Source organism: Stenotrophomonas sp. PvP093 (assembly GCF_017876915.1).
In the GTDB taxonomy this organism is placed as follows: Bacteria; Pseudomonadota; Gammaproteobacteria; order Xanthomonadales; family Xanthomonadaceae; genus Stenotrophomonas; species Stenotrophomonas muris.
On record NZ_JAGIOX010000004.1, the window covers coordinates 3,941,089 to 3,960,782 of the forward strand.

Below are 19,694 nucleotides of genomic sequence, written 5' to 3' on the forward strand. Positions count from 1 at the left end.
ATGGAAGACGCTGACGTTTATGCCATCTCCGTCGAAGTCGCGCCGCGCTTCCTCGACGATCAATCCGCGCCGGAAGACGGTCGCTTTGCGTTCGCCTACACGATCCGCATCCACAACCAGGGGCGGGTCGCGGCACGCCTGGTCGCGCGCCACTGGCGCATCACCGATGCCAATGGTCGTGTCGAGCATGTCGATGGCGACGGGGTGATCGGCGAGCAGCCGCGGCTGCGCCCCGGTGAAGACTTCCGTTACACGTCCGGTGTCATGCTGGGGACCGATCACGGGACCATGCAGGGGCACTACGACATGGTCGCCGACGATGGCACCGAATTTGCCGCGCCGGTCGCACCCTTCGTGCTGGCCGTGCCGCGTACCCTGCACTGACACGGAGGCCGAACGATGAGTGTGTGGGCGATCGGCGACCTGCAGGGCTGCTATGACGTCACCCAGCGATTGCTGGAGAAGATCCGCTTCGACCCGGCGCAGGACACCCTGTGGTTCTGCGGCGACCTGGTCAACCGCGGCGGGCAGTCGCTGGAAACGCTGCGGCTGGTGCACTCGCTGCGCGAGCACAGCGTGGTGGTGCTGGGCAACCATGATCTTTCGCTGCTGGCCGTCGGTTCGCGTACCGAAGAGGAACAGCGCAAGGTCAACCCGGACCTGCTGCGCATCGTGCAGGCTGAGGACCGCGACGAACTGCTGGACTGGCTGCGCCTGCAGAAGCTGGTGCACGTGGACCGCGAGCTGGGCTGGATGATGGTGCACGCCGGCCTGGCGCCGAAGTGGACCACGCAGATGGCCGAGAAGCATGCCGCCGAGGTCGAGGTGCAACTGCATGGCGCCGGCTACCGCAAGCTGTTCCGCAACATGTACGGCGACAAGCCGAGCTGGGCCCCGAACCTGTCCGGTTACGACCGCTCGCGCGCGATCATCAACGTGCTCACCCGCATGCGCTACTGCACCCCGCGGGGGCGCATCGGCATCGAGGACAAGGGCACGCCGGGCACGCAGGAACAGGGGCTGTATCCCTGGTTCGAAGTGCCCGGCCGGGTCGAGCGCGACCTCAAGGTCGTCTGCGGCCACTGGTCGGCGCTGGGCCTGACCATCACCCAGGGCGTGCACGCCATCGACACTGGCGCGGTCTGGGGCGGCAAGCTGACCGCGCTCCAGCTTGATACCGACGAGCTGCGCGTAGTGCAGGTTCCGGGCCGCGACGTACCGGCACCCGTGCCCAACGCCCGCCCGCCGGCGCGACCGGCACACGAGCGCCCCGGCGCCGCGACGCAGGGCAAGGAACAGGGCGGCAACGCCGCTGCCACCCCGGGCAACCGTGGCCCACGCCGCCGTCGCCGTCGTGGTGGCGGAGGGGGCGGCGCGGGTGGCGGCACCCACAACAGTCCCCCGCCGCAGGCGTGACGCGGCGCGGCTGGGCACCAGGGACGGTGCTGCTGACGCTGGCCCTGGCCAGCGGCTGCCAGCCCGGCTCGCCGCCTGCTCCCACGGCTGCGGATGGTGCTGCGCATGCGCCGACGCAGCCGCAGGCCCCTTCGCCGCCACTGGTGGCCGCAGCCCGCGCGCAGGTCGGCGTCACCACCCGTTACGATCCTGCTTACCAGGTACTGGCCTATCCCGGCGGCGACGTGCCACTGGATCGGGGCGTGTGCACGGACGTGGTGGTGCGCGCCCTGCGCGATCTGGGCCTGGACCTGCAGGCACGCGTGCATGAGGACATGCGCGGCAGTTTCAGTGCCTATCCGGCGATCTGGGGCCTGTCACGGCCGGACCGCAACATCGATCATCGTCGTGTACCGAACCTGATGCGCTGGTTCGAGCGCCAGGGCTGGCAGCAACCGGTCACGGCCCTCGCCGCCGACTACGCGGCCGGCGACATCGTTGCCTGGAAGCTCAATGGCAACGGCCTGCTGCACGTGGGCATCGTTTCTGACCGGCGCCTGGCCAACGGCACACCGCTGGTGCTGCACAACATCGCGCGCGGCACGCGCGAAGAGAACCTGCTGTTCCAGCACGCGATCATCGGGCATTACCGGATGCCGTTGCGACAGTCCCGGTAGAGTCGACTGTTAGTCGACTATCGCGCGCAGCGCGGGTTTTTCGGGTGACCGCCGAGAGCAATCGACCAACAGTCGACTCTACCCCGTCGGTGTTTTCGTTGGTATTTCCGCGATCAGCGGCGCACGTAGTGCACGAAGCGGAACGCGTAGGCGTGCCGTTCGTCGGCCGGGTGCGGCTCGCTGCTCACTTCCTGCCAGTCCTGCACGTCCACTTCGGGGAAATGGGTATCGGCGGGGACTTCGGCATCGACCCAGGTCAGGTACAGGTCACTGGTCTGGTCCAGCAACTGGTGGAAGATCTCGCCGCCGCCGATGATGCACAGCTCGCGGGCGCCCTCGCCTTCGGCAATCGCCTTCGCCTCGTCCAGCGACGCCACCGCACGCATGCCCTCGAACGGCACCTGGCCGCTGCGGGTCAGCACCAGGTTGGTCCGCCCCGGCAGCACGCGGCCGATGGACTCGGCCGTCTTGCGCCCCATCAGGATCGGCTTGCCCAGGGTGAGCGCCTTGAAGTGCTTGAAGTCATCGGGCAGGTGCCAGGGCATGGCATTGCCCTGGCCGATGCCACGGTTGCGGTCCAGCGCCACGATCATCGACAGCTTCAGGGCGCTCATACCGCCACCGGCGCCTTGATCGCCGGATGCGGGTCGTAGCCGTCGATGCGGATGTCGTCGAACTGGAAGCCGAACAGGTCGGTCACCTCCGGGTTCAACCACAGCTTCGGCAGCGCGCGCGGTTCACGCGACAGCTGCTCGCGGGCCTGCTCGAAGTGGTTCGAATACAGGTGCGCGTCACCCAGCGTATGCACGAAGTCGCCCACGCCCAGGCCGGTGGCCTGCGCCACCATGTGGGTCAGCAGCGCGTAGCTGGCGATGTTGAACGGCACGCCGAGGAAGATGTCACCGCTGCGCTGGTACAGCTGGCAGCTGAGCTTGCCGTCCACCACGTAGAACTGGAACAGGTTATGGCATGGCATCAACGCCATCTGCGAAAGCTCGCCCACGTTCCAGGCACTGACCACCAGCCGGCGCGAATCGGGGTTGCGCTTGATCTCGTCCACAAGCCACTGCATCTGGTCGATCTGGCGGCCGTCGGCGGTGGCCCAGCTGCGCCACTGCTTGCCGTAGACCGGGCCGAGGTCGCCGTTCTCGTCGGCCCACTCGTCCCAGATGCGCACCTGGTTGTCCTTCAGGTAGCCGATGTTGGTGTCGCCCTTCAGGAACCACAGCAGCTCGTGGATGATCGAGCGCAGGTGCAGTTTCTTGGTGGTGACCAGCGGGAAGCCTTCGGTGAGGTCGAAGCGCATCTGCCAGCCGAACACGCTGCGGGTGCCGGTACCGGTGCGATCACTCTTCTCGGCGCCGTGCTCGAGCACGTGCGCCAGCAGGTCCAGGTAGGGCTTCATGCCTTGCCCTCGGCAGCCACCGGCAACTGCGGCTGCAGCACCGGCGCGCGGCGCGACATCACCAGCAGCACCAGGCCGAAGGCGATCAGCGGCAGGCTGAGGATCTGGCCACGGGTCAGCCAGTCGAAGGCCACGTAGACGCCGTTGTCCGGCATGCGCACGAACTCCACCGCGAAGCGGAACAGGCCGTACATCAACGCGAACAGGCCACCCACCAGGTAGCGGTGGCGCGGCTTGGCCGACACCGCCCACAGCACCACGAACATCACCAGGCCTTCCAGGAACGCTTCATACAACTGCGACGGATGGCGGGCGTACGGGTTCAATGCGCCGGTGGCGAACTGCGCCTGCAGCGTCGCGTGGTCGAGCTGGTTCAGCGGGGCCGGCAGGCCGGACGGGAACACCACGCCCCAGGTCCCGTCGGTGTACTTGCCCCACAGCTCGGCGCCGATGAAGTTGCCGATGCGGCCGAAGCCCAGGCCCAGTGGCACCAGCGGCGCCATGAAATCCATGGTGTCGAAGAAATGCAGCTTGTGCTTGCGCGACCACCACCAGCAGGCGCCCAGCACGCCCAGCAGGCCACCGTGGAAGCTCATGCCGCCGTCCCACACCTTGAACAGCAGCAGCGGGTTGTGCAGGAAATCGCCCAGCGCGTAGAACAGCATGTAGCCGATGCGCCCGCCCAGCACCACGCCGAGCATGGCGTAGAACAGCAGGTCGGAGAAGCCGTTGGCATCGACGCCCGGCAGGCGCCCCGCGGCAATGCGCGTGCGGCCCAGCAGCCACGCTGCGGTGAAGCCGAGCAGGTACATGATGCCGTACCAGTGCACCTTGATCGGCCCCAGCGAAAGGGCGATGGGGTCGATGTCGTGGAAATAGATCATGGAAAACGCCTGGCGGGAGTACGGGTATTTTAGCGTCCCTGCCCCGCCCGGGGCCGGGGCCGGCACGGGCGGAGGACCACGCCGCAGATCAGGGTTCAGTCCAGGATCTGCGGCGCGTCAGGCAACGCGTCATGCTCGGACCGCGTGGCGGCCGGAAAGTGCCCTTCGATCAGGCTGGAGACCTCGTCGATGGCATCCTGCAATGCCTCGACCGGATGGGCCCCGCGCAGCCCCTCGCGCAGGTGGGTGCAGACCCGCTGCCACTGCGCCGGGCTGATCCGGCCGTGCAGGCCACGGTCGGCAACGATCTCGATCGCGTGATCGGCCAGCAGCAGGTAGATCAGTACGCCGTTGTTGTGGGCGGTATCCCAGGTTCGCAGGCGCGCAAAGGCATGTTCGGCGGCCTGGCGCGGGGTCCCCCTGTGCCACAGCGCCCCCAGCGGCAGGTCCGCTTCCACCGCGAACATCACCTGCCCGCCGTGGCGCTGCTCACCGGCCGCGATGGCCTCGGTGATCGCCTGCAATGTGGCCGGCGGGAAGGCACGCCGCACCGAGGGCGAGAATACATGGCGGAACAGACGTTGGATCATCACCAGCCTCCCGAAGCGCCACCGCCACCGGAACGGCCGCCGCCACCGCCCCAGCCACCACCACCACCGAATCCACCGCCCCCGCCGAAACCGCCTCCGCCACCCCAGCTGCCACCGCCCCAACCGCCACCGCCGGCAAAGCGACCCGGGTGGCCGGACAGCATCGCCACGATCAGGCCGACCACGCCGGCCAGGCCACTGGCCAGCGGCGTGGAGGTGAACAAAAATGCTGCCAGCGCCGCACCCGCGCCGCCGAGCAGGCCGCGCAGCGGACGCGGCACGCGCGAGAACACGCCGCGCAGGATGCTGCCGGCGAACACGCCGATGAACAGCGCCAGGAACCAGGTATCGCCACCACCACCGGGCTCGCGCCCGCGATGACCGCTGACCGGTGCCGGCAGCGGTTCGCCGTCGATCAGCTTGACCAGCACCGCCGTGGCATCGGTGATGCCGCCGGCATAGTCGCCGCTGCGGAAGCGCGGGACCAGGTATTCCTGGATCACCCGGTTGGCGATGGCATCGGGAATGGCGCCTTCAAGGCCGTAGCCCGGCTCGATGCGCACGCGCCGGTCATCCTTGGCCACCACCAGCAGCACGCCGTCATCCACGCCCTTGCGGCCGATCTGCCATTGGTCGAAGACCCGCGTGGTGTATTGCGCGATGTCCTCCGGCTGGGTGGTGGGCACCACCAGCACCTGCAGCTGGCTGCCTTTGCGCTGCTGCAGCTCGATCGCCTGCTGCACCAGCGCCTGCTTCTGCGTGGCGTCCAGCGTGCCGGTGGTATCGACCACCGGCGAGTCCAGCGCAGGAATCGGCGCCAGCGGCTGTGCCTGCGCTGCCAACGGCAGCCACAGCAGCAGGGCCAGCAGCGCAGTGGCCAGGCGCATCGGTCAATGGCCCGGCTGCGGCGCCGGCTGCTGCTGCGGCGCGTTGCCGAAATCGACCGCTGGCGCGTTGGAAATCTGCGCTTCGTTGTCCACCGTGAAGTTCGGCTTGGTCTTGTAGCCGAAGATCTTGGCGGTGACCACCTGCGGGAACGAACGGATGTAGGTGTTGTAGTCCTGCACCTGCTGGATGTAGCGGCCGCGCGCAACCGTGATGCGGTTTTCGGTGCCTTCCAGCTGGGCCTGCAGGTCGCGGAAGTTCTGGTCGGACTTCAGCACCGGGTAGTTCTCGGTGACCACCAGCAGTCGCGACAGTGCGCTGCCGAGTTCACCCTGGGCCTGCTGGAACTGCTTGAGCGAGGCTTCGTCGTCGGCGTTGACGTTGATCTGGCCGACGCGCGAACGAGCGTTGGTGACTTCGGTCAGCACGCGCTCTTCCTGGCTGGCAAAGCCCTTCACCGTCTGCACCAGGTTGGGCACCAGATCGGCGCGGCGCTTGTACTGGTTGAGCACTTCGGACCAGCTGGCCTTGACCGCCTCATCCTTCTGCTGGATGGCGTTGTAGCCGCAGCCGGAGAGCAGGGAGGCCAGCAGCATCAGGGGCAGGACACGGGTGAACAGGCGCATGGCGGAGGTTCCGGGTGGGCTTGGCGCCGAGCATGCCACGGTTCGGGTGAAAGACCGGCCATCGGGCACCGCCCCCTCCGCGGTGGGTGGCAAGGAAGCGTTATCGGGGTCGGCCGGGAGGGTGGGTTGGCTGGGGGGCGCTGCAAGTACGTCCATGTAAGCTCGGTCGCGCTTGCTCGTGTGCGCTGTCCTGCGCACACGGCAAGACCGGGGTTGGGCGTCCAGCCCAACCCGCCCGTGGCATGCCTCGGGCCCATGGCGCTCACGCCCCCAGCCAACCCACCCTCCCGGCCACGGACAATTTCCTGCGCACCGCGGGAGGATCAAAAGAAAAATTCAAAAGCAAAAGCCGGTTCTTCAGGCATTCGTGTCGACCAAGGTCGACACCTACCAGAGCGGAACGCCGTTACGACAGATCGCGGGAATCTGTCGAAGGCGGGGTGGGTCCGGTTGAGGGGGCGTGAGCCGCATGGATGCGGCGACCGAGCTTACATGGACGTACTTGCAGCGTCCCCCTCAACCGGACCCACCCCGCCAACCCACGGAATGCAGGCTTTTGCCGTTGACGTTGATTCAGCGGGTGCAGGGCTGCAAGCCCTGCCGTAAACCCTCTCCCCTCAGCAGGCCTCAGCCACCGCGGTGCGGGGACGCCCCAGCCACGCCAGCAGCAGGCCCGATGCCGCCAGCAGGCCACCGGCCACCGGAATCGCGGCATAGCCCAGGCCCGAGCTGATCACCGCACCGCCCAGCGCCGCACCCACCGCATTGCCCAGGTTGAACGCACCGACGTTGATCGACGACGCCAGGCCCGGCGCCTCGCTGGCCGCCTGCATCACCCGGATCTGCAGCGGCGGTACGAGGGCGAAGGTCGCCGCGCCGAACAGCAGCACACCGAGGGCGGCGGTGGCGTGGCTCATGAAGGCCAGCGGCAGCACGAACATCAGCACCGCCAGGACGGCCAGCAGGATCCGTGTGGCGCCATCCAGCGACCAGTCGGCCATGCGCCCACCGATGCCGTTGCCGAGGGTGAAGCCGATGCCGATCAGCGCCAGCGAGATCGCGATGAAGGTATTGGAGGCGCCGGTCAATTCGGTCAGCACCGGTGCGACGTAGGTATAGAGGGTGAACATGGCACCGGCGCCGAGCACGGTGGTGGCCATCGCCAGCAGCACCGGCGGCTGCAGGATCGCCTTCAGTTCGCGGCGCACGTCCGGGCGCGGCCCCGGTGCAGATGCCGGCAGCGCGAAGCCCAGCGCGGTGATTGCGATCAGGCCCAGCGCCGCAGTACCGGCAAAGGACAGGCGCCAGCCCAGCTGCTGGCCGACCCAGGTCGCCAGCGGCACGCCGCCGATGTTGGCGATGGTCAGGCCCATGAACATGGTGGCCACGGCGGCAGCCTGCTTTTCCTTCGGCACCAGGCTGGCGGCGACCACCGCACCGATGCCGAAGAAGGCACCGTGGTTGAGGCTAGTGACCAGGCGCGACAGCAGCAGCAGCCCGTAGTTCGGCGCCAGCGCGGACAGCAGGTTGCCGACCACGAAGATGGACATCAGCAGCATCAGCGCGGTGCGCTTGCCGAAACGGCCCATCAGCAGGGTCATCACCGGCGCGCCCAGCATCACGCCCACGGCGTAGGCGGTGATCAGCATGCCGGCGGTGGGGATCCCAACGCCCACGCCGTCGGCGATGACCGGCAACAGGCCCATCGGGGCAAATTCGGTGGTTCCAATGGCGAAGGCGCCAACGGCAAGCGCCAGCAAGGCGGCTCTGGAATTCATGGGGGGTTTCCTGGGGGGCGGGAATCGGGAGTGCGTAGCCTGCGCGCTTTGCTGCGCCGGATTAAGCCTCGGCCCGGGAAAACACTGTTGATCCTGATTCACAAGTGGAGGCCGGAACGCCGCCGCAAGTGCAAAAACCGCAGCGCCGTTCGTTGTAGAGCCGCGCCCCACAACGCAGAACCCCCGGCCAGGCCGGGGGTTCTGGGTGACACACGTGCCAATGGCGCGCTTACCAGTTGCCGGCGCCCGGCACGTTGTGTTCGCGGGCGCGGCGGCGCATCAGCAGGTTCAGCCACTCCACCAGCACCGAGAAGCCCATCGCGGCGTAGATGTAGGGCTTGGGCACGTGAACGTCCAGGCCGTCCAGGATCAGCACCGCACCGATCATCAGGATGAAGGCCAGGGCCAGCATCTTCACGGTCGGGTTGGCGTCGATGAAGCGGCCCAGCGGGTTGGCGGCCAGCAGCATCACCAGCACCGACAGCAGGATGGCCGCCACCATCACCGGGATGTGGTCGGCGATGCCCACGGCGGTGATCACCGAGTCGAGCGAGAACACGATGTCGATCACCGCGATCTGGGCGATCACGTAGCCGAACACGGCCGAGGCCTTGGTGGTGCTGGGGTCTTCGTCCTCGCCACCGCTGATCAGTTCCTTGATCTCCATGCAGCCCTTGATGATCAGGAACAGGCCACCAACGATCAGTACCAGGTCGCGGATGGAAATGCCCATGCCGGCCACGGTGAACAGGTTGGCCGCCATGTGCGCCAGGTAGGCCAGCGAGACCAGCAGGCCGATGCGGGTGATGCAGGCCACCGCGATGCCCAGCTTGCGTGCGAACGGACGACGCTCTTCCGGCAGCTTGCTGACCGCGATGGAAATGAACACCAGGTTGTCGATGCCGAGCACGATTTCCAGCGCGCTGAGCGTGAACAGGGTCACCCAGGCATTGGGGTCGGCGAGGAACTCAAAGGACATGGAAACTCTTCAAGGCAGTGGGGGAATGGGGTTTCAGCCGTAGCTGCCGGCCAGCGCGTGCGGAACCACGACCAGCGCCCAGCACAGCAGCACGTTCATCATCAGCACGAACACCGCTGCCGAGCCCATGTCCTTGGCGCGGCCAGCCAGCTCGTGGATCTCGCTGCCGTAGCGTTCGATCACCGCTTCGATGGCCGAGTTGGCAAGCTCCATCGCCAGCACCAGCAGCATCGAGCCGATCAGCAGCGCGCGTTCGACCGGGGTCTGGCCCAGCCAGATCGCGACCGGAGTCAGCATCACCAGCAGGTATACCTCCAGCCGGAACGAGGACTCGTGCAGCCAGGCGGCGCGCAGGCCCTGCCAGGACCAGCGGGCGGCCTGGAAGATGCGGCGCGGGCCGCGGGGCATGTGGCCGAACTGATCAGCCACGGGTGGAACATCCAGCAACAGGGGCGCGGCGCAGCGACCGCTCAGACGCACGGCAGGAAATCATGGGTGCACAGGAATAGGCAGATGGCCGCCATTTTGCCACAAGGCCGCCAACCGCACCCCGCACCGGCCCGCTGAACGGCCTGCCAGGGGCAAGCACCGGGCTGGGCCGTGCTTCTATGATGGAGCTCCCCTTGCCTGCTGGAGCGCCTGATGTCCCGTCGCCGTACCTGCCTGCTGATGCTGGGCCTGCTGACTGCCGCACCGCTTGCCCAGGCCCTGAGCCCGGCCAGGCCGCCGCAGGTGCCCGAACAGGTCTCCAATGTGGCCTGGGCCGGCGACATGGCCCGCTTCGCCAGCGCCGACCAGGCCAACCCGCCGCCGCGTGGTGGCATCGAGTTCATCGGCAGCTCCTCGATCCGCTTCTGGGAGAGCCTGGCCACCGACTTCCCCGGCCAGCCGGTGTTCAACCGCGGCTTCGGCGGTTCGGAAGTGCGCGACAGCACCTGGTATGCCGGCCAGATCGTGGTGCCGTATGCACCGTGCAAGGTGTTCTTCTACGCCGGTGACAACGACCTCAACAGCGGCCGCAGCGCCGTGCAGGTGCGAGATGACGTGGTCGCCTTCGTGCAGCGCGTGCACCGCGACCTGCCGAAGACCAGGGTCGAGTACCTGTCGATCAAGCCGAGCCCGTCGCGTGCGCACCTGCTGCCGGCGATCAACGAAGCCAACGCGCTGATCAAGGCTGCGCTGGCCAGGCTGCCCAACACCGGCTTCACCGACATCTACACGCCGATGCTCGGCGCCGATGGACAGCCGGACGCGACGCTGTTCCGCGAGGACATGCTGCACATGACCCCGGCCGGCTATGCGATCTGGACCAAGGCGCTGGCGCCGAAGGTCAACTGCAACTGAGGCACTGTGGACGTCGGGCATGGCCCGGCGCTACCGCACCCCATCCACGCATGGCGTGGATCTACCGACATTTCAGCGGGATGGGGTCAGAGCCGGTTGCGCCGCAACGGGATCCGACCCCGGCAGGTCGCCGCGTTACCGGAAGACCACCGTGGCCTCGGTGCCCTTGCCCGGCTGGCTGGCCAGGCTGACCTTCCAGCCGAAGCGGTCGCACAGCCGGCGCACGATCGACAGGCCCAGGCCGGTGCCCTGCGGGCGGCTCGGCTCGGCGCGGTAGAAGGGTTCAAACGCGCGCGACAGCGCCTCGGCGGACATGCCGATGCCGGTGTCGCGCACCACCACCCGGTCATTGAGCACGTGCACGTCGATACGCCCTTCGTCGGTGTAGCTGCAGGCGTTGCGCACCAGGTTGCTGACCACCACCTGCAGCACCCGCGGCGGCGCGTGCAGCTGCACCGGGCCTTCGCTGTGCAGGTGCACTGACACCAGACGCGTACCCAGCAGTTCGTTGGCGTTGTCCACCTCGTAGCGGACGATGTCGTTGACGTCGAACAGCTCGATCTGGGGTTCGACGTCGGCCTCGCGGGCCAGGATCAGGAACGCGTCGATCACCGCTTCCATGTCACGGCCGGCGCGCTGGATGCGCTGCAGGCTGCGGCGCAGGCGCGGCTGCAGGGTTTCATCGCCCAGGGCCATGTCGCTGGCCACGCGGATGACGGTCAACGGCGTGCGCAGCTCGTGGCTCGCATCGCGGGTGAAATTGCGCTCGCGCGCCACGTGCGCGCTGACCCGGTTGGCCAGCGAATGCAGCGCGGCCGCCAGCTGCCGGGTCTCGCCCTGCATGTCCGCCGGCAGCTTGTTCGGTTCCAGGTCGGCCGCCTCCGGGTGACCCGGGTCCCAGCGCGAGACGCGCCGTGCCAGCCAGTTCACCGGCGACACCAGGCGCTTGGAGGCCCGGTAGGTGACCCAGCTGGCGCCATACACCGCCAACAGGGTCAGCAGCACCGGCACGATGCCGAACCAGAACGCCAGCATCTCCGCACGCGAACGCAGGAACACCAGGTACAGGCGGCCGGCCGGACGCACATCGACCAGTACCAGCTGGTCATCCTTGGGCAGCTCGTGGAAACCGGGTTCCAGGTTGCGCAGGTTGGCCGGCAACGACAGCGCCGACTGCCCGCTTTCCAGCAGGTAGCCGCGGATGTTCTGGGTGTTGGGCGGTGGCTGCACCGGCGAGGCCTCGTGCAGCGTCCAGTAATAGGCCGCTTCCTCGCGCAGGGCGGCGCCGACCAGGCTGTGCTTGATCACCAGCGAAACCAGCCAGGCACCGAGCAGGATGCCCAGGCTGGCCAGGACTGCCTGCAGGATGAAGGCGATACGGATCTTGCGCGGCAGGCCGTGCGGCATTGCGGGGTCCCGGTCAGAGCGCTGCGATTATAGGCAGCGCGCTGCGCCGTAGTCGTGCACGGAGGATGACCGGCGGCAGTGCCGGCCGGTCATCCGTGCCCGGTGCGGGGTCGTTGCCCGGCCGGGCCTGATGCTGCACCGGCCTGGCCCCGATCAGGCCATCGGCTGGGCGATATCGGCAATGCGGTAACCGGCGCTCTGCACGGTGTGCAGCAGCGGACGGTCGAACGGCTTGTCGATGATCTTGCGCAGGTTGTACAGATGGCTGCGCAGGGTGTCCGAATCCGGCAGGCCATTGCCCCAGATCTCGCGTTCGATCTCCTGGCGGGTGACCACGCGCGGCGATTCGCGCATCAGGATGGTCAGCAGGCGCAGGCCGATCGGCGACAGCTGTAGTTCGGTACCGGCACGGGTGGCCCGCATGCTGACCGGATCGAGCACCAGGTCGGCGACCTTCAGCACTTCCGAACCCACCTGGCGGCGTTCGCGGCGGATCAGCGCGCGCAGGCGGGCTTCCAGCTCCTGGATCGCGAACGGCTTGGTCAGGTAGTCATCGGCGCCGAAACCGAGGCCGGTGAGCTTGTCGTCCAGCGTGTCGCGTGCCGTGAGCATCAGCACCGGGGTGGACTTGCGCGCATCGTTGCGCAGGCGACGGCATACTTCGATGCCATCCAGGCGCGGCAACATGAGGTCGAGCACCACGACGTCATAGCTGTTCTCCGCCGCAAGGCGGTAGCCATCCAGGCCGTCCTGTGCATAGTCGACTTCGAAGCCGCGACCTTCCAGGTATTCCCCGATCATCTCGGAGATGTTGCGGTTGTCTTCGACCACCAGCACCAAGCCGGAGGTCTCCTTCGTCTGACGCATGTGATTCCCTCTAACTTCAGCTTTGTGAAACATGCCGGATCGACGGTGGACGCGATGTGAAGTTCCGTCAAGAGGGTTGTAAATCGTTCAGAGCAGGGGCCGCAGGAGTGGCCAGACGTTGTCCAGCACCCTCGATTGCGCCTGCGCCGTGGGGTGCAGGCCATCGGCCTGCATCATGCCCGGCTGCAGGGCCACGCCCTCCAGCAGGAACGGCAGCAGCGGCACCTTGTACTGCGTGGCCAGCGCCTTGTAGGCCGCCGCCAGACGCTGGCGGTAAGCGGGCCCATAGTTGGGCGGCACGTCGATGCCCAGCAGCAGCACCCTGGCGCCGGCCTTCTGGCTGGCCTGCACCATCTTTTCCAGGTTGCCCTGCACCTGTGCCGGGGTCAGCCCGCGCAGCGCGTCGTTGCCGCCCAGCGCGATCACCACCACCGTCGGCTTTTCCTTCGCCAACAGGCCCGGCAGGCGGGTCAGCGCGCCGGCCGTGGTTTCCCCGCTCATGCTGGCATTGACGATGCGCGCCGGTGTTTTCGACTGTTGCCTGACCCGCTGCTGCAACAGGCTGACCCAGCCGGCGTCGGCAGGGATATTGTGGGCAGCACTGAGGCTGTCGCCGAGCACCAGCACCGTACCTGCCGGGTCTTTGGCTCCGGCCAGCCCGGGCAGCAGCAATCCCAGCAGCAGCACCATCATCGCGCCGGCTCGCCGGCTCCATCCCGTCTTGCGCATTGGAGTCTCCTCATCGACAGCCTGTCCCCCCGCAGCACGCCCGTCGCCATCGCCGTCGACCAGGTCGGCAAGTCCGTGCAGGGCCCGGAGGGTGAAGTCCACATACTGGACAACATCACCCTGACCGTCCATGAAGGCACCAGTGTGGCCATCGTCGGCGCTTCGGGGTCCGGCAAGACCACCCTGCTCGGCCTGCTGGCCGGACTGGACCTGCCCAGCCGCGGCCACGTCGCGCTGGCGGGCCAGAACCTGGGCGACCTGGATGAAGAAGCACGGGCCCAGCTGCGCGCGCGCGCGGTCGGCTTCGTGTTCCAGAGCTTTCATCTGCTGCCGGCGCTGACTGCCGCCGAGAATGTCGCGCTGCCGTTGGAACTGGCCGGACGCGAGGACCGCGCGCGGGTGGACGAGGTGCTGGCGCAGGTCGGCCTGGCCCATCGCGCCCGCCACTACCCGCGCCAGCTGTCCGGCGGCGAGCAGCAGCGCGTGGCGCTGGCACGTGCCTTCGTCACCCGCCCGCGCATCCTGTTCGCCGACGAACCGACCGGCTCGCTGGACCACGCCACCGGCCAGCACATCAGCGACCTGCTGTTCGAACTCAACGCCGGCAGCGGCACCACCCTGGTCCTGGTCACCCACGACCTGCGCCTGGCCCAGCGTTGCCAGTACATCCACCGCATCGATGACGGCCGCCTGCTGCCGGTCGAGCGTGGGGCACAGGCATGAACGTGCTGCGCCACGCGTGGCGCGCGCTGCGCCGCGAGGCGCTGGCCGGCGACCTGCTGACCGTGTTCGCCGCGCTGGTGCTGGGCGTGGCGGTGATGACTGCGGTGGGCACGCTGGTGAACCGGGTCAACCTGGCGCTGACCGGCAGCGCGGCGGAAATGCTCGGCGGCGACCTCGGCATCGCCGGGCGCGATGATCCGCCGCAGGCATTCGCCGACGAGGCGCAACAGCGCGGCCTGGCGCATACCCGCATCGCCAGCTTCGGCAGCGTGCTGTTCAACGGCGATGCCAGCCAGATGGCCAGCATCAAGGCGGTACAGGCGGGTTATCCGCTGCGCGGCACGCTGCGGGTCCGGGCCACGCCCGGCGGTGCGTTGATCGCCAATGCCGGCATGCCGCCCAAGGGCCAGGCCTATGCCGACCCACGCCTGCTGCAGGGGTTGGGGCTGAAGGCCGGCGATGACCTCGAGTTCGGCGCCGGCACGCTGCGCATCGCCGGCATCATCGAGGCCGAGCCGGACAGCGGTGGCGACCTGCTGACGCTCTCGCCCACCCTGCTGGTCAACCGCGCTGATGTGGAGGGCACCGGCCTGCTCGGCCCGGGCAGCCGTATCAACTACCGGCTGATGTTCGCCGGCGCAGCGGAGCCGATCGCGGCGCTGCGCCAGTGGCTGCTGCCGCAGGTGAAAGGCCTGCGCCTGCTGAGCGTGGACGACACCCAGCGTGGCGTGCGCCAGGCATTCGATCTGGCCGGGCGCTTCCTCGGCCTGAGCGCGCTGCTGGCGGTACTGCTGGCCGGTGTGGCCACCGCGCTGGCGGCCAACCGCTTCGCCCTGCGTCGCATCGACCAGGTGGCGATCCTGCGCTGCCTGGGCGCACGCCAGCGCGACATCCTGCTGGGCCTGGCGCTGCAGCTGCTGATGCTGGCGGTGCCAGCCTGTGCGCTCGGCATCGGCCTGGGCATGGCCGCGCAGGAAGGCCTGGTGCAGGTGCTGGGCAGCCTGGTGCCGCAGCGCCTGCCGCTGCCGGAAGCGATGCCGGCGCTGACCGGTGCCGGCATCGGCCTGCTGCTGCTGTTCGGCTTCGGCCTGCCACCGCTGCTGCGCCTGCGCGGGGTGCCGCCGATGCGGGTGCTCAACCGTTCCTTCGCCGCCCTGCCGCCGGCGTCGCTGCTGGCCTATGTGGCGGCGCTGGCAGCCAGCCTGCTGCTGGCGGTGCAGGTCACCGGCGATCTGAAACTGGCGCTGTGGGTGCTGGGCGGCCTGGCCGCGCTGGCGCTGGCGGCCGGTGCGGTCGGCTTCGTGCTGCTGCAGCTGCTGCGCGGCCTGCAGCACCGCCTGCATGGCAACTGGCGGTTGGGCCTGGCCGCGCTGACCCGGCGCCGGCTGCTGGCGGTGATGCAGCTGGTGGGGCTGTCGCTGTCGCTGTGCGCGTTGTTGCTGCTGGCGGTGACCGGACCCGGCCTGCTGCAGCAGTGGCGCGAGCGCCTGCCTGCGGATACGCCGAACTACTTCCTGATCAACATCCAGCCCGAACAACGCGACGGTGTGCTGGCCGCATTGCGTGGACTGGGCGCCGGCGACGCCAGTATCGAGCCGATGGCGACCGGCCGCCTGATCGCGATCAACGGCAAGCCGCCGCTGCGCGTGGACCAGGCCGCCGTCGAGGGGAACGGCGCGAACAACGGCCCGCGCGAGGACGACGACGAGAACCGGCCGCTGAACTTCAGCTGGCGCAGCAGCTTCCCACCCGCCAATGCGCTGCTGGAGGGCCGCTTCTGGCAGGCCGGCAGCACCGCGGCGGAAGCCTCGGTGGAAACCGGCTGGGCGCGGCGCTACGGCGCGCATCTGGGTGATCGCATTACGATTTCCGTAGGCGAGCAGCAGCGCGAGTTCACCGTCACCAGCATCCGCAAGGCGGACTGGAACACGTTCCGCCCGAATTTCTTCGTGCTGTTGAACCCCAATGCGGTGGGCGATACCCCGCACAACCTGCTGTCGGCCTTCCATCTGCCATCCGGCAACGCGGCCGGGCTGGGCGAGCTGGTGCGCGCGCAGCCGAACCTGTCGCTGCTGGACGTGGACGCGGTGATCTCGCAGGTGCGCGATGTGATGGAGCGCGTGGCGCAGGCAGTGCAGCTGGTGATGGTGTTCAGCCTGCTGGCCGGCGTGCTGGTGCTGCTGGCGGCGCTGCAGGCCACCGCCGGCGAGCGCCGCTACGACAGCGCGGTGCTGCGCACGCTGGGCGCGACCCGGCGCCAGCTGCGCGGCGCGGTGCTGGTGGAGTTCGGCGCGCTGGGCACGCTGGCGGCGTTGCTGGCGGTGGGCGCGGCCGCAGCGATCGGCGTGGCGGTGTCGCAGAAGGTGTTCGAGCTGCCCTTGCTGCCGCCGTGGCCGGGCCTGCTGATCGGCGGCGTGGTCGGCATCGGCTTGAGCCTGCTGGCGGGCTGGTGGGGTACGCGGGCGATCCTGCATACGCCGCCGGCATTGGCACTGCGCGAGGCCTGAGGAGACCGTGACACGCTACGGGTGGGGCCGGCTGTACGCTGCGCGCCCCACCTGAGCGCATCCACACATGGCGTGGGTCTACTGACGAATGGCCGGGATGATGGACGCCTGTTGCTGCGCCCAGGCCACGGTCGTGCTCATCGCGCGCTGCACGCCCAGAAGCGTTATGAACAGGCAGAGCTCGTCCTTCTCCTCATTATCCCCTACCCGCTTACGGACTTCGCTGTATTCAGGCGGGCTGTCAAAAATGACGATACGAACGATGTTGCCGCTGGGCAGGTGCTTGGCGGAGAAGATCGGGTTGGCATCGCGATCCTTAGTGCCATCGACGAAGAACGTGTTGTAGTGCGGGCTGCGGAAGTCTTCAATGCGCAGGCTTGCCGCGTTGATTGCCTTCATGAAGTGGTCGTGGATATGCCGTTCAAGACGATCATAGACCTGCGGATCGGACAGATAGGCATCGAACATCCGGCGTTCTGGCACGACCATCAGCAAGCCTCGTTTCCATGCATTGGAATCGCAAAGACACGAACAACTTCGTAACCGGGAGGGCCATTGGTGCGGCTTTCGCAGAAGCGAAAACCCGCGAGCAGGCCAGCATCCTCGACAACGGAGCGCACGGCGTCGATTTCCGTCGAGGTGTTGCTGCCGCTTTCGTGCCAGCGCCGGGCTCCAAATGCGACCCCCTCGGAACCTGGATAGTAGAAAACGTTGGGGAGCATCACGCCCTCTTCCGCATACAGTTCGAAATCGGTGAAGCTCAATGCGAGAAACATCCTCGCTCCGGCTGGATCGCGCGCGCTGCCGGCAATACGAACGGTCGCCAGAACATGCATGCAGAGACTGAACAGATAAGCCGATGTCCATCGAGGCCCAATACGCGCGAGCAGCCCGTCTATCCGCTGGGTTCGCGAAACAAGTGCGGCTTCCTCGAAGTCATCGATTTCGAGAAAGAAGCTGTCGATATCATCGCAGGCTTCGCCGGACAACATTTGACTGCACAAGGCGGAAAGCTTCATCTGCGGCGACGTTCAATGACTGCATGGGCGGCCACCCTACCCCATGTGCAGAAGCCGGAAAGCGGACTCGGACAAAATCCAGCGAAATGCGTCATGTTTATGCGCACAAGGCACCAATCCGTCCGGCGACGCGCGCAGACACCGCATCGCGTCACCATCGAAAGCGTGCCGAGCAAGCTCGGCACCTACCAAGAGCACATGAACGGACCGCCAAAGCCACGCCATGAGTGGATGCGGTTGTGGAGTCGAGCACAGCTCGACTCCACACGCGGCCTCAGTTCGGTGCCTTTTCCACGTACTTGGCGAACACCTCGTCGATCTGCTTGTCCTTCACCTTTTTGCCGGACTGGATCGCTTCGGCCTGGGTGAACAGCGGAATGATCATCGCCATGCCATCGATCTTGGTCTTCAGGTGCACGCCCGGGGCCTGGCCGAGGAAGCCGTCCCAACGCTGGCGCACCTTGGCCCAGTAGCCGGCAGTGGCCTTCCAGTAGTCACGCGCCGGGGTGAAGTCGACCTCGGTGGTCTTCACGTAGTCGTTGAAGCCGAACTCGCGTGCGATCTCCACCTGGCTGCCGTCGGCGTTGCGCTGCACCTTGGTGTTGAACTGCTCGTGGGTCCAGCCATTGGGCGTGAGCGTGTGGCGGTTGACGACGGCCAGCGCGTTGTAGTCGCTGCGCTTGGTGTACTCACGGCGCGGCAACGGGCGCCAGCTGAGGTCGCTGGTCCAGCTCGGCACGTTGTTGGTGTAGGTCCATTTGCCGGTGCCGCAGTAGCGCGGTGCGTCGCTCACTTCGTACACGCACTGGGTCCAGGCGCCCTGGTTCACCGCTGCGGGAATGCGGCGTACCTGCCAGGTCTGGTCGGCGCTGAACTCGAATCGGTTCGGTGCTTCGTACACCCAGTCCTGGCGCCAGTGCTTGGTGATGTGGCCGCTCTTCTCGTCCAGCAGCAGGTGCTGCAGCACGATGCGCTTCGGCGTGTCCTCGACCACGATCACCAGCTCGTTGCCGCCGCTGCGCATCGCCGGGGCGCGCTCGTAGCCGGGCTTCAGCAGCACGGTCTCGTCGAATGCGAAATCGACGGTGTACTCGCCCTGCATGGCAAGGATGCTGTCGTGGTCGCGGGCGATGCCGGAGGGCTGCGCGCTGGCCACGCCGCTGGTGGCGAGCAGCAGCAGGACGCTGGCTGTCTGGAGCTTCATCGGGGTCTTCCTTCGGGGTTGCAGATGCAGTGAGAGGCCGTCCGTGGCCGACAGGCGTTCCATCGGGAAAGGGTTACAGCCGGATCAGCGGCAGGTCGCCGGGAACCCGCGGCGCCGAGCGACGTGCAGCATCGGCGCAGCAGCAATCGTCGATCGCCAGCTCGCCTTCGGCACCTTCCAGCCGCGCGATGCGACGCGCGGTGGCTGCGCCCAGCGAGGACAATGTCGACAGGCTTGCAGCCAGGGTGCGGCCGTCGTCGGCGGCATGCAGGCGCAGCGCGCACAGTCGCCAGCGCTGGCCACCGAGATGGCCGGCCAGGCGCCGCCACAGGCGTTCGCCGACACTGCCCTCGCTGTCATGCTCCGGGCCCGGCGGCAGCGCCGCGACCAGCCGGTCCCAGGCCAGGAAATCGCTGTCGGGCAACAGGTACAGCCGCCACACGCAGCGGCCGCGGGCATCGAGGAAGCACAGGCTGTCGCGCACGCCCTCGCTGTCCACGCCCTGGCAGGCATGCACGCGTACTGCCTGGCGCCAGCCACCGAGCTCGTTGCCGTCGGCGCGGTACAGGCACAACACGGTGCCGAGCGTGGCCAGCTGTGCCGGCGTCGGCCAGGCCGCGCTGCCCTGCGCGGCGATGGCGTCGTTCCTGCGTGCGGACAAGGCTCGGCTCATGA

Annotated in this window: 22 protein-coding genes; 6 read left to right on the plus strand and 16 right to left on the minus strand. The window is 67.8% G+C overall.

Annotation, left to right across the window (positions count from 1 at the left end):
- The 3 genes from apaG to J3A72_RS21140 are packed head-to-tail and all read left to right on the plus strand — an operon-like array spanning position 1 to position 2,072.
- Complete coding sequence (gene apaG / locus J3A72_RS21130) at positions 1-384, plus strand: Co2+/Mg2+ efflux protein ApaG (RefSeq protein WP_008268668.1); 384 nt, start codon at positions 1-3, stop codon at positions 382-384.
- Positions 385-399: 15 nt separating this feature from the next.
- A complete protein-coding gene (locus J3A72_RS21135; protein ID WP_014645985.1) occupies positions 400-1,416 on the plus strand; it encodes a symmetrical bis(5'-nucleosyl)-tetraphosphatase in 1,017 nt (338 codons plus the stop codon).
- Positions 1,413-2,072 (plus strand): DUF1287 domain-containing protein, encoded by a 660-nt coding sequence (locus J3A72_RS21140; protein WP_049404140.1) that lies wholly within the window; start codon positions 1,413-1,415, stop codon positions 2,070-2,072. The genes J3A72_RS21135 and J3A72_RS21140 overlap by 4 nt, the downstream gene beginning before the upstream one ends.
- A 113-nt stretch (positions 2,073-2,185) precedes the next feature.
- Here J3A72_RS21140 and J3A72_RS21145 read toward each other — a convergent pair whose 3' ends face one another.
- From J3A72_RS21145 to J3A72_RS21185, 9 genes are all read right to left on the minus strand, one after another.
- Positions 2,186-2,677: a dihydrofolate reductase gene (locus J3A72_RS21145; RefSeq protein ID WP_075077072.1), complete on the minus strand. Its 492-nt coding sequence runs from the start codon at positions 2,675-2,677 to the stop codon at positions 2,186-2,188.
- A gap of 5 nt (positions 2,678-2,682) precedes the next feature.
- The gene (locus J3A72_RS21150) at positions 2,683-3,477 is read right to left on the minus strand and encodes a thymidylate synthase (RefSeq protein ID WP_075077063.1); all 795 of its coding nucleotides are present in this window, start codon (positions 3,475-3,477) and stop codon (positions 2,683-2,685) included.
- A complete protein-coding gene (lgt, locus tag J3A72_RS21155) occupies positions 3,474-4,361 on the minus strand; it encodes a prolipoprotein diacylglyceryl transferase (RefSeq protein WP_014645981.1) in 888 nt (295 codons plus the stop codon). Before lgt ends, J3A72_RS21150 begins: the two co-directional genes overlap by 4 nt.
- A 95-nt stretch (positions 4,362-4,456) precedes the next feature.
- Complete coding sequence (locus J3A72_RS21160; protein ID WP_075077062.1) at positions 4,457-4,951, minus strand: TPM domain-containing protein; 495 nt, start codon at positions 4,949-4,951, stop codon at positions 4,457-4,459.
- The gene (locus J3A72_RS21165) at positions 4,951-5,838 is read right to left on the minus strand and encodes a TPM domain-containing protein (protein WP_209572144.1); all 888 of its coding nucleotides are present in this window, start codon (positions 5,836-5,838) and stop codon (positions 4,951-4,953) included. Before J3A72_RS21165 ends, J3A72_RS21160 begins: the two co-directional genes overlap by 1 nt.
- 3 nt (positions 5,839-5,841) lie before the next feature.
- Complete coding sequence (locus J3A72_RS21170) at positions 5,842-6,462, minus strand: LemA family protein (protein WP_049404134.1); 621 nt, start codon at positions 6,460-6,462, stop codon at positions 5,842-5,844.
- A gap of 617 nt (positions 6,463-7,079) precedes the next feature.
- Positions 7,080-8,240 (minus strand): MFS transporter, encoded by a 1,161-nt coding sequence (locus J3A72_RS21175; RefSeq protein WP_014645977.1) that lies wholly within the window; start codon positions 8,238-8,240, stop codon positions 7,080-7,082.
- A gap of 229 nt (positions 8,241-8,469) precedes the next feature.
- Complete coding sequence (locus J3A72_RS21180) at positions 8,470-9,219, minus strand: TerC family protein (protein WP_005408127.1); 750 nt, start codon at positions 9,217-9,219, stop codon at positions 8,470-8,472.
- A 33-nt stretch (positions 9,220-9,252) separates the two neighbouring features.
- Entirely contained in the window at positions 9,253-9,648 is a 396-nt protein-coding gene (locus tag J3A72_RS21185; RefSeq protein ID WP_014036025.1) for a diacylglycerol kinase, read from the minus strand.
- A gap of 213 nt (positions 9,649-9,861) precedes the next feature.
- Between J3A72_RS21185 and J3A72_RS21190 the strand changes: the two genes are divergently transcribed.
- Positions 9,862-10,563: an SGNH/GDSL hydrolase family protein gene (locus J3A72_RS21190; protein ID WP_075077120.1), complete on the plus strand. Its 702-nt coding sequence runs from the start codon at positions 9,862-9,864 to the stop codon at positions 10,561-10,563.
- 135 nt (positions 10,564-10,698) lie between these two features.
- Here the strand turns inward: J3A72_RS21190 and J3A72_RS21195 are convergent, their stop codons facing one another.
- The 3 genes from J3A72_RS21195 to J3A72_RS21205 form a co-directional block, all read right to left on the minus strand.
- Complete coding sequence (locus J3A72_RS21195) at positions 10,699-11,970, minus strand: HAMP domain-containing sensor histidine kinase (protein WP_014645975.1); 1,272 nt, start codon at positions 11,968-11,970, stop codon at positions 10,699-10,701.
- 153 nt (positions 11,971-12,123) lie between these two features.
- On the minus strand, positions 12,124-12,837 hold the full coding sequence (locus J3A72_RS21200) for a response regulator transcription factor (RefSeq protein ID WP_002811889.1): 714 nt from the start codon (positions 12,835-12,837) through the stop codon (positions 12,124-12,126).
- Between the two features lie 87 nt (positions 12,838-12,924).
- A complete protein-coding gene (locus J3A72_RS21205; protein ID WP_032956728.1) occupies positions 12,925-13,566 on the minus strand; it encodes an arylesterase in 642 nt (213 codons plus the stop codon).
- A gap of 75 nt (positions 13,567-13,641) precedes the next feature.
- On the opposite strand from J3A72_RS21205, the gene J3A72_RS21210 reads away from it, so the two are divergent.
- Both J3A72_RS21210 and J3A72_RS21215 read left to right on the plus strand, forming a co-directional pair.
- Positions 13,642-14,289, plus strand: a complete 648-nt coding sequence (locus J3A72_RS21210; protein ID WP_075076551.1) for an ATP-binding cassette domain-containing protein — start codon at positions 13,642-13,644, stop codon at positions 14,287-14,289.
- Complete coding sequence (locus J3A72_RS21215) at positions 14,286-16,796, plus strand: FtsX-like permease family protein (protein ID WP_032956725.1); 2,511 nt, start codon at positions 14,286-14,288, stop codon at positions 16,794-16,796. Before J3A72_RS21210 ends, J3A72_RS21215 begins: the two co-directional genes overlap by 4 nt.
- A gap of 78 nt (positions 16,797-16,874) precedes the next feature.
- Here the strand turns inward: J3A72_RS21215 and J3A72_RS21220 are convergent, their stop codons facing one another.
- From J3A72_RS21220 to J3A72_RS21235, 4 genes are all read right to left on the minus strand, one after another.
- Entirely contained in the window at positions 16,875-17,291 is a 417-nt protein-coding gene (locus J3A72_RS21220; RefSeq protein WP_053494923.1) for a hypothetical protein, read from the minus strand.
- The gene (locus J3A72_RS21225) at positions 17,285-17,815 is read right to left on the minus strand and encodes a hypothetical protein (RefSeq protein ID WP_075076549.1); all 531 of its coding nucleotides are present in this window, start codon (positions 17,813-17,815) and stop codon (positions 17,285-17,287) included. Before J3A72_RS21225 ends, J3A72_RS21220 begins: the two co-directional genes overlap by 7 nt.
- A gap of 274 nt (positions 17,816-18,089) precedes the next feature.
- On the minus strand, positions 18,090-19,019 hold the full coding sequence (locus J3A72_RS21230; RefSeq protein WP_140222884.1) for a DUF6607 family protein: 930 nt from the start codon (positions 19,017-19,019) through the stop codon (positions 18,090-18,092).
- 73 nt (positions 19,020-19,092) lie between these two features.
- Positions 19,093-19,692 carry a Hemin transport protein gene (locus J3A72_RS21235; RefSeq protein WP_075076547.1) on the minus strand — a complete coding sequence of 200 codons (600 nt, stop codon included), beginning with the start codon at positions 19,690-19,692 and terminating at the stop codon, positions 19,093-19,095.
- Positions 19,693-19,694: the final 2 nt, after the last annotated feature.